General features: G+C 68.1%; 11 protein-coding genes and 1 pseudogene. 4 read left to right on the top strand and 8 right to left on the bottom strand.

The window, feature by feature from the left end; genetic code table 11:
• The 3 genes from GTW40_RS33395 to GTW40_RS28500 form a co-directional block, all read right to left on the bottom strand.
• The coding region (locus tag GTW40_RS33395) for an HMA2 domain-containing protein (protein WP_343245813.1) at nucleotides 1-336 on the bottom strand (336 nt) is incomplete at its 3' end.
• A gap of 155 nt (nucleotides 337-491) precedes the next feature.
• The gene (locus GTW40_RS28505) at nucleotides 492-1,019 is read right to left on the bottom strand and encodes a DUF5132 domain-containing protein (RefSeq protein WP_237525782.1); all 528 of its coding nucleotides are present in this window, start codon (nucleotides 1,017-1,019) and stop codon (nucleotides 492-494) included.
• A gap of 123 nt (nucleotides 1,020-1,142) precedes the next feature.
• Nucleotides 1,143-1,613 carry an ATPase, T2SS/T4P/T4SS family gene (locus tag GTW40_RS28500; RefSeq protein ID WP_272919047.1) on the bottom strand — a complete coding sequence of 157 codons (471 nt, stop codon included), beginning with the start codon at nucleotides 1,611-1,613 and terminating at the stop codon, nucleotides 1,143-1,145.
• A 197-nt stretch (nucleotides 1,614-1,810) separates the two neighbouring features.
• Here GTW40_RS28500 and GTW40_RS33390 point away from each other — a divergent pair, with 197 nt between their 5' ends.
• Nucleotides 1,811-1,963, top strand: a complete 153-nt coding sequence (locus tag GTW40_RS33390) for a hypothetical protein (RefSeq protein WP_237525783.1) — start codon at nucleotides 1,811-1,813, stop codon at nucleotides 1,961-1,963.
• A 94-nt stretch (nucleotides 1,964-2,057) separates the two neighbouring features.
• Here GTW40_RS33390 and GTW40_RS28495 read toward each other — a convergent pair whose 3' ends face one another.
• Complete coding sequence (locus tag GTW40_RS28495; protein ID WP_161183015.1) at nucleotides 2,058-2,327, bottom strand: YrhB domain-containing protein; 270 nt, start codon at nucleotides 2,325-2,327, stop codon at nucleotides 2,058-2,060.
• Between the two features lie 61 nt (nucleotides 2,328-2,388).
• Here GTW40_RS28495 and GTW40_RS28490 point away from each other — a divergent pair.
• Both GTW40_RS28490 and GTW40_RS28485 read left to right on the top strand, forming a co-directional pair.
• Nucleotides 2,389-3,158: pseudogene (locus tag GTW40_RS28490) on the top strand (transposase).
• Between the two features lie 80 nt (nucleotides 3,159-3,238).
• Nucleotides 3,239-3,748 (top strand): immunity 53 family protein, encoded by a 510-nt coding sequence (locus tag GTW40_RS28485; RefSeq protein ID WP_237525781.1) that lies wholly within the window; start codon nucleotides 3,239-3,241, stop codon nucleotides 3,746-3,748.
• Nucleotides 3,749-3,819: 71 nt separating this feature from the next.
• Here GTW40_RS28485 and GTW40_RS28480 read toward each other — a convergent pair whose 3' ends face one another.
• The 4 genes from GTW40_RS28480 to GTW40_RS28465 form a co-directional block, all read right to left on the bottom strand.
• Nucleotides 3,820-4,698: a ribosome-inactivating family protein gene (locus GTW40_RS28480; RefSeq protein ID WP_161183014.1), complete on the bottom strand. Its 879-nt coding sequence runs from the start codon at nucleotides 4,696-4,698 to the stop codon at nucleotides 3,820-3,822.
• Nucleotides 4,699-4,758: 60 nt separating this feature from the next.
• Nucleotides 4,759-5,673: an aegerolysin family protein gene (locus GTW40_RS28475; protein ID WP_161183013.1), complete on the bottom strand. Its 915-nt coding sequence runs from the start codon at nucleotides 5,671-5,673 to the stop codon at nucleotides 4,759-4,761.
• A gap of 88 nt (nucleotides 5,674-5,761) precedes the next feature.
• A complete protein-coding gene (locus tag GTW40_RS28470) occupies nucleotides 5,762-5,986 on the bottom strand; it encodes a hypothetical protein (protein WP_161183012.1) in 225 nt (74 codons plus the stop codon).
• A 160-nt stretch (nucleotides 5,987-6,146) separates the two neighbouring features.
• Nucleotides 6,147-6,629, bottom strand: a complete 483-nt coding sequence (locus GTW40_RS28465) for a hypothetical protein (RefSeq protein ID WP_161183011.1) — start codon at nucleotides 6,627-6,629, stop codon at nucleotides 6,147-6,149.
• A gap of 104 nt (nucleotides 6,630-6,733) precedes the next feature.
• Between GTW40_RS28465 and GTW40_RS28460 the strand changes: the two genes are divergently transcribed.
• Nucleotides 6,734-7,517, top strand: a protein-coding gene (locus GTW40_RS28460) for an IS5 family transposase (RefSeq protein ID WP_343245603.1) whose coding sequence is annotated in 2 segments (ribosomal slippage) — nucleotides 6,734-7,063 and nucleotides 7,066-7,517 — 782 coding nt annotated over the 2 segments. Because the reading frame shifts where the segments join, the coding sequence is not laid out codon by codon here. This gene is flagged as partial in the annotation.

Genomic DNA, 7,517 nt, shown 5'->3' with positions numbered 1-7,517 from the left:
GGTGGCGGGCCGTGCGGGGGCTGGGCGCCCCGCTCCGGCCGTGCGTTCCACGACCAGGGCGACGGCTCCGCGGACGAACCGGCCGACGTCCGCGGCCTTCACCCGCGCGTCGTGCCGGACGAGAACCCCGCCGGTGACCGGGCTGGCCTGTGCCTCGGTGATTCCCGGAAGGCGGCGCAGAGTCGCGGCGAGAATTTCGGCGGTCCGAGGGTGGCCGAGAATCAGCTTTACGTGCCAGCGCTGGCGGCCCGGAATAACCGAACGCGGATGCACGTCCACATTCACGGAGCTGTTTCCGGCTGCGGCGCCCAGCAGAGATGGCATGTTGACGAACACCTTAGTGGAGGTCGCGAAAACCGTGACGAACTCGACGGATTAACGCGACAGCTGAATTTCAGGGTAAAGCGATGTGGCCGGTGTATGCGCGGCCGACCGCCACCGGGTGAATTCCTCCGGGCCCGAGTGGCGGCCCGGCCGCCCGGAGGGTGTCGTCACTGCGTCTTTCCGGCACCGGCGGTCGGGCGGATCTTCGGGGCCCTTGTCTCCCCGTCGGACCGGGCGGCAACCCCGTCCCTCGCGTCCTTCGGGGTGCCGCTTGCGGCGGCCTCCCGGCCACCGCCCGATCCGGCCTCGCCGTCACCTGCGGCGATCTGCGCCGCCACCATTTCGGCGGCCACCTCGGCCGCGAGATCATGGATGTTCTCCCCGGCCTCGGCGGTCACCTTCTTCACCTCGAGGGCGAGGCCGACGGATGTCTTGACGATGCCGCGCATCAACGGCTTGAAGAGCCGCTTGGCCAGGGGGGCGGCGATGAGACCGATCAGAAAGGGCGGTACTACGGGAGGCATGATGCTCCATCCTCGGTACGCGTAAGAAATGACACGAATGGCAGGAAGCCCGGGCGCTGCGAAAGCCGGAACAGCGCACAGTTGGCGGATGGAAACGTCCATTTTCGGAATTCGTGGTTTCTCGGAAGGGGCGAATTCCTCGTCGATGGCGTCCAGCATCCGCTCTGCCATCACCGTAGTGGAGTCATGACCGCCAAAGCCAAATGATCCGGGTCGGTTCACTCATGTGAGTGCCTCTTGATCTTCCGGGGCGACAATTGATGCGGTGTGCTCCCCGTGCGACACCTGGTGGGATTATTTTCCGACTGGAACGTAGGGCCGTTGGATGTCCTCCGGGTGGGCCGTGTGCAGTACGGCCTTCTCGTGGGCGACGGTGCCCGCCGCGACGACGGCGTTGATGCCGCCCGCCAGGGTCTGCATGCCGTCACGCTGGCCGGTGGAGATCATGTTCCGGATCTGGCGGGTCTTGCCCTCGCGGATCTGATTGCGGAGCGCCGACGTGCCCACCAGCACCTCGACGGCGGCCACCCGGCCCCCGCCGGTCCGGGGGACGAACGTCTGGTTGAGGATGCCGACCAAGATGTGCGCCAACTGCGGCCGGATCTGCGGCTGTTGCTCGGCCGGGAACACATCGACGATGCGGTCCAGCGTCTGCGACGTGTCGTTGGTGTGCAGCGTGGCGAACACCAGGTGCCCGGTCTCGGGGATGGTCAGGGCCGCGGAGATGCTCTCCGGGTCGCGCATCTCGCCGAGGGAGCAGGACATCGGGGTCCTCGCGCAGGGCCGAACGCAGTGCGCCGGGGAACGAGTCGGTGTCGGTACCGACCTCGCGCTGGCTGACCGCCGAACGCTTGTGCCGGTGCAGGTACTCGATCGGGTCCTCGATGGTGAGGATGTGCACCGACCGATGCGTGTTGACATGGTCGAGGAGCGCCGCCAGGCTGGTCGACTTCCCCGCCCCGTTGACCAGCACGAACCCGCGCGGCAGGCCCGCCCACCCGATGACGACCGGGGGAAGCCCGAGCTGCTCGGACGACGGCACGTCGAACGGGATGACCGACAAGGACGGCGCGCCGATCACCGAGCCGGTCAAGCCGTCGCCGAAGGGGACCTGACGGAGCCGTTGCGCGGGCCCGGCGACGGAGGCCGGACCGGGCCCCTGAGGGGCAGGGCTAAGGGCTGTCCGTAACTGTGGTTGCGGGACATCCATCAGGCGCTCGGGTTCCTCCACAGATGCCGCTCGTCCAGGGTCCCGAACCGCACATCCCGACGTTCAAGGTCGACGAGGATGGGCCAGCAGTCCAACAGCTGCTCTCGTGCGTCACGCGAGGCGAGGTACTGCACTGAGTTGTAGGGCGCGATCAGGAGCCCGTTGCTCTCACGGACCCGCTCAGTGTCGATAGCCAGAGGCGGCTCGTCATCGCGCTGGCTGCGGGCGAGAAACGTCACCGCGAGTTGCAGGGCCTCGTTCTGCTCCATGATCCGTCTCCAGTCCGTCGCCTCGAAGATGGCACCCTAACCGGCCTGGGATGATCTTGGTGTGGCTGGTGTGATCGCGGCGTCGGAGTCGTCTTGGATAGCCCCGTTCACCGGGCTGAGCCCGCGGCAGTTCGGGAAGTTGGTGACGGTGCTGCGTCGCGCAGGTGCGGACGCGGTCCGCAGGGGCCGGCCGTGGAGCCTTCCGCTGGAGGACCGAGCACTGCTGGTCGCTGCGTACTGGCGCACGAACCTCACAATGCGGCAGCTCGCGCCGCTGTTCGGGGTGTCCAAGTCGGCGGCAGACCGGATCATCGACCATCTCGGGCCGATGCTCGCGCTCCAGCCCCGCAAGCGTTTCGCCAGGGACACCGTGCTCATCGTGGACGGCACCCTGGTCCCCACCCGGGACCACACCGTGGCCGAGCGGTCGAAGAACTACCGGTACTCCACGCGCCATCAGGTCGTATCGACGCCGACACCCGCCTGGTCGTCGTGGTCGGCCGGCCGCTCGCCGGGAACCGCAACGACTGCAAGGCGTGGGAGGAGTCCGGCGCCAAGGCCGCCGTCGGCAAGACCCTCACGATCGCCGACGGTGGCTACCCGGGCACCGGACTCGTCATCCCTCACCGCCGCGAGCGCGGCCAGAGCAGACTCCCGGACTGGAAGGAGGAACACAACAAGTCCCACAAGCAGGTCCGGGCCCGCGTCGAGCACGTCTTCGCCCGCATGAAGACCTGGAAGATCCTCCGCGACTACCGCCTCAAAGGCGACGGCGTCCACCACGCCGTGCTCGGCGTCGCCCGGATGCACAACCTCGCCCTTGCCGGATAGGGCAGCGGGCCGCACAGCGGCAAGCCCTGTCCAAGGCGATCCGAAGATCATTTACGGGACAGCCCTTAAGGCTGCGATTCATGCCTGAGATCAAACCGACGGATCCGGAAGCCGAGAGGGCGAGCGGCCGTGTCCCGCTATGGCTGGACGCCGAGGATCTGCGTCGGCTCGCGGTCCACTGCTGCTGCTCCGAGGACACTCCGGAAGAGGATCGTGAGCGGTGTGGGCGCATCCGCTTCCGGGCGTCGGCGGCGCTTCACAAGCACGGCACCGGATCAGAGGACGTTCTTGAGTGGTTGCAGGGCTGGTACGCCGCGCAGTGCGATGGTGACTGGGAGCACGAGTGGGGCGTGAAAATCGAGACGCTCGACAATCCGGGGTGGTCCGTCGAGATCAGCCTTGAGGAGACGGAGTTGGCCGACCGGGAGCATCCCCATCCCCAGCAGCGCGTTACGCGAGGCGGGAACGACTGGGTGACGGCATGGACGTCCGGGCAGACGTTTCGCATCGCCTGCGGCCCCGACAATCTGAGTGAGGCACTCTCGTTGTTCCGGAGTTGGGCGTCCTCGGAGATCGCGGAGGAGGTCTGACAGGGGTGCCGTCCGGGCGGCCAGCGGCGCGGGCGGCGGTGCCGGGTGCGGCCGCCCGCGCCGAAGCCGGGTTACAGGTGGGCCGAGCCGGACAGCAGCATGACCAGGACGTTGCGGACGTTCTGGATGGTGCGGAAGTGGCGTCCTCCCAGGGCCAGTTCGGCAGGGTGCTCGTGATTCGCGAGTCGGCGGGTGAAGTCGGTGAGACGGCTCCAGTTGTTCTCCAGGATGAGGTCGTCGCCGGACTGGCCGGCGCCGCCTTCTCCTGGGATCGCGTTCAGGACGTCCTGGTAGACGGGCCGGAAGCGGGCCCCCTCGGACGTCGCGGCGACGAGGGTGAGAGCCGCGGTGGCGACCTGCTGATTGGAGACGTTCCCCGAGTCGTTCGCGAAGTTGTACAGGTTCTCCAGCGACTCGCCGAGAGCGCGACGGCTGAAGCTGAGCTGGGCGCGCGTACGGGACGAGTTGAACTCGAGGTGTCCCCGTTCCGTCCCGTACCTGCCGTTGAACGGCAGGGTGCGCGCGTTGCGGTCCATCTCGTGACCCAGGTCGAAGTCGTTGAACTGCACCACGTCTCCCTGACCCACGGAGAAGCCGCGCAGGTAGAGGTTGTCGGTGGTGTAGTGGAGGCTGACCTGGCGATTTCCGGGAAGCAGCACGGTCATCGTCGCGATGTCGGCCTGATCGCTCGTCACCTGGAACGACGGGTCGGCCGCGTACGCGTGACCGACCGCCTGGCGCAGCCGGCTGATGGCCCGGCCGTAGGCGTTGCGGATCACCGAGGCATCGCTGCTCCGGAAGTCCCAGAAGAAGGGGTTCAGGACGGCCTGCGGTCGTACCGCCACGGCCGTCGACGCCGTGTGCTGGTGGGCGTCGGCGGCCTGTGCGGCGGGGGCGGCGCCGGTGAGCAGGGCGGCGACGAGCAGGAGGGCGGAGATTTCCTTGCGCATGGGGCTCCTTACGAGGTTCGGGTGTGCGCCGATCCGGTCGTACGACGGTGAGCGGTCGGGTCAGGCGGTCCTGCGGACCGTGAAGGTGACCCGGGCGTTGTCGCCGTCGCCGCCGACCCGGTCGCACGCGAACCCGGCGGAGACGTCGCAGCTGTAACTGTTGTGGCCGCTGAACGGGTTGTCCCAGCCGACCGAGACGGTGCCGCCGCCCGACATCGTGTACGTGGCCCGGCCCTCCGTACCGGTCAGGAAGCCGTCGGACTCGCTCTGCCAACTGCCGCTGTCACTCGGGTTGATGAGCGACGGCGGCAGCGTGTTCTCGCTCCAGATGCCGTGTGACAGGCTCGCCCCGGTGCGCACGAACGAACGGCCCGAGTAGTTCGTGAGGGTGACCCTGGTGCTCCGCGCCGCACTCGCGGTGCGGGCTACGGCTGCGGCGCGGGCCACGTTGGCGGTGCGGGCCGTCAGTCGCGCCGGACCGCCGGAGAGCGTCATGTACACGGTGGCGTTGTTGCCGCCGCCTTCGCTGATCGCGCAGTTGTACCCGGCCGGGGCGTCGCACCCGTAACTGTTGTGGCCCGAGTAGGGGTTGTCCCAGTGGAGGTACACCACCTGGTCGGTGCCCGCGATCTTGAAGTTGGTGTATCCCTCGGTGCCCGTGAGCATCCCGCAGGAGTGACTGCCCCAGCGGGGGCTGGTGTGCTTGGCCACGTAGTCGGGCGGGAGGCTGTCGTTGTCCCAGCAGCCGTGCGAGAGAGTGGAGTAGGTGCGGATCAGCTGTTGGTCGGTGTTGTTGCCGAAGGCCACGGCCACGCTGCGGGCGGAGGAGGCGCTCATGGAGGCGGACGCCGGGGCGTCGGTGGCGGGTGCCGCCTGCGCGGCCGGAGCGAGACCCGCGGCGGCACCGGCGAGCGCGGCCACGGACAGGGCCACGGCCCGCAGACGGGCGGGGCGGCGTGCGGAACGTAAGGACATCGTGCACATGCCTTCCGGGAAAGAGAGAAAGAGCGGAGTGGAGAGCACGACCGGCCTGGCTGGACGACCGTTCAGGCCGGGCCGGTGATCAGCTCACGTAGAACAGGTCGAACGCGCCGGTTCCGTTGTCCACACACTCGAAGCGGCTGAACAGCCCCATGCCCACGCTCAGCGAACCGGCCGTGCGGCACGCGACGTACGTGTCGTAGCGACCGCCCGGGATGCGGTAGTCGGCCGCCTGCGCCGACTGGGCGCCGACGCCACCGAGCAGGAGTGCCGCCAGGACCAGGGATCCGGCAGCGGTTTTTCGCATGCGCATAACAAGCCCACCGTTGTGTGTGTGCCGCGAGCGGCTGTCCGTCAGAGACGGGACGAGCCTGTCGGCACCCGCTCACGTTTCGCTCACGTCCCACCGACGTACGGCTGACACGCCGCTCACGCCCGCCGTTCGGCAGCACTTCGCACGGAGTGCGTCAGCCGGCAAATCCGTGGAAGACGCCCTCGGGATCATTCCTCGCCGCATCAGCGAAATCGCCGAAGTCCAGGTTGGCGATCGTCAGGTTCGCGTTCATCTCGTGCATCCCGGACGGCGTCACCCGGAACGCGCCGCCGTACGCCTCGAACTCCTCCTCGCTTTCGCACCGATCCCTGGTCAGCAGCGACAACGCCAGCAAGGTGACAGGGGTTTCCCGCAGGGAGACCCGGTCGGCGAGGTAGACGACGCCGTGCCCCTCTCCGTGCGCGGAAGCCTCGGAGAGAGCCTGCGTGGGCGTGATTCCCGCCCATTGCGGATCGTCGACCACATGGACGTACGGTTCAAAGTCGTCGTCCTCTCCCCATGGCGTCATCAGGTCCGCTTGCACGGCCGACCATGCCCGCTCGTCCTCATAGTCGGTCCTGATGATCAGCGCGGCGTCCTTGTCACGCCGCGTCGGCCACTTCATACGGCCACTCATGCCACTCTCCCCGCCATCCGCACAGGTCGCTGCCCACGTCTTAGAGGTCCTAACAGAAGCCGTTGATCATGTGACTTTCGGATTGGCTGGTCGTTGGTCCGATCGTGGGGAAACGTCAGTCGCGGCCCTGGATCGTCTCGGACGAACTGTGGTCGCTCATCGAGCCGTTGCTGCCCGTGCCGGGTCCGAAGCTGGTCGAGGGCAGACCGCGAGTCCCGGACCGGCAGGCGCTGTGCGGGATCCTGTTCGTCCTGCACACGGGCATCCAGTGGGAGTACCTGCCGCAGGAACTGGGCTTCGGCTCGGGCATGACCTGCTGGCGGCGCCTCGCCGCGTGGAACGAGGCCGGCGTGTGGGACGAACTGCACCTGGTGCTCCTGAAGAAGCTGCGGGCGGCGAACAAGCTGGACTGGTCCCGGGCGGTGATCGACTCCTCCCACGTCCGGGCCGCTCGACGGGGCCCAAAAGCGGTCCCAGCCCGGTCGATCGCGCACGGCCGGGCAGCAAGCACCACGTTCTCACCGACGGCCAGGGCATCCCGCTCGCGGTGTCGCTGACCGGTGGAAACCGCAACGACGTCACCCAGCTGATGCCCCTGCTCGACAAGATCCCGGCGGTTGCCGGCGTCGTCGGCCGCCCCAGACATCGACCCGACACGCTGCTTGCCGACCGCGGCTACGACCACGACAAATACCGGCGCCTACTGTGGCAGCGCGGCATCCGCCCGGTCATCGCTGAGCGAGGCGTGCAACACGGCTCTGGCCTGGGCATTTTCCGCTGGGTCGTCGAGCGCACCATCGCCTGGCTGCACGGCTTTCGCCGCCTGCGGATCCGCTGGGAGCGACGCGACGACATCCACGAGGCCTTCCTCGGTCTCGCCACCTGCCT

The sequence above is a fragment of the Streptomyces sp. SID4985 genome (assembly GCF_009863025.1).
GTDB lineage: Bacteria > Actinomycetota > Actinomycetes > Streptomycetales > Streptomycetaceae > Streptomyces.
This window is presented reverse-complemented; position numbering and strand designations above follow the sequence as displayed.

Excerpts from the sequence above, each read along its gene's own strand:
- GTW40_RS28485 (WP_237525781.1), top strand. The coding sequence starts at position 3,239 with ATGCCTGAGATCAAACCGACGGATCCGGAAGCCGAGAGGGCGAGCGGC.
- GTW40_RS28495 (WP_161183015.1), bottom strand. The coding sequence starts at position 2,327 with ATGGAGCAGAACGAGGCCCTGCAACTCGCGGTGACGTTTCTCGCCCGC.
- GTW40_RS28465 (WP_161183011.1), bottom strand. The coding sequence starts at position 6,629 with ATGAGTGGCCGTATGAAGTGGCCGACGCGGCGTGACAAGGACGCCGCG.
- GTW40_RS28505 (WP_237525782.1), bottom strand. The coding sequence starts at position 1,019 with ATGGCAGAGCGGATGCTGGACGCCATCGACGAGGAATTCGCCCCTTCC.
- GTW40_RS28475 (WP_161183013.1), bottom strand. The coding sequence starts at position 5,673 with ATGTCCTTACGTTCCGCACGCCGCCCCGCCCGTCTGCGGGCCGTGGCC.
- GTW40_RS28500 (WP_272919047.1), bottom strand. The coding sequence starts at position 1,613 with ATGTCCTGCTCCCTCGGCGAGATGCGCGACCCGGAGAGCATCTCCGCG.
- GTW40_RS28480 (WP_161183014.1), bottom strand. The coding sequence starts at position 4,698 with ATGCGCAAGGAAATCTCCGCCCTCCTGCTCGTCGCCGCCCTGCTCACC.
- GTW40_RS28470 (WP_161183012.1), bottom strand. The coding sequence starts at position 5,986 with ATGCGAAAAACCGCTGCCGGATCCCTGGTCCTGGCGGCACTCCTGCTC.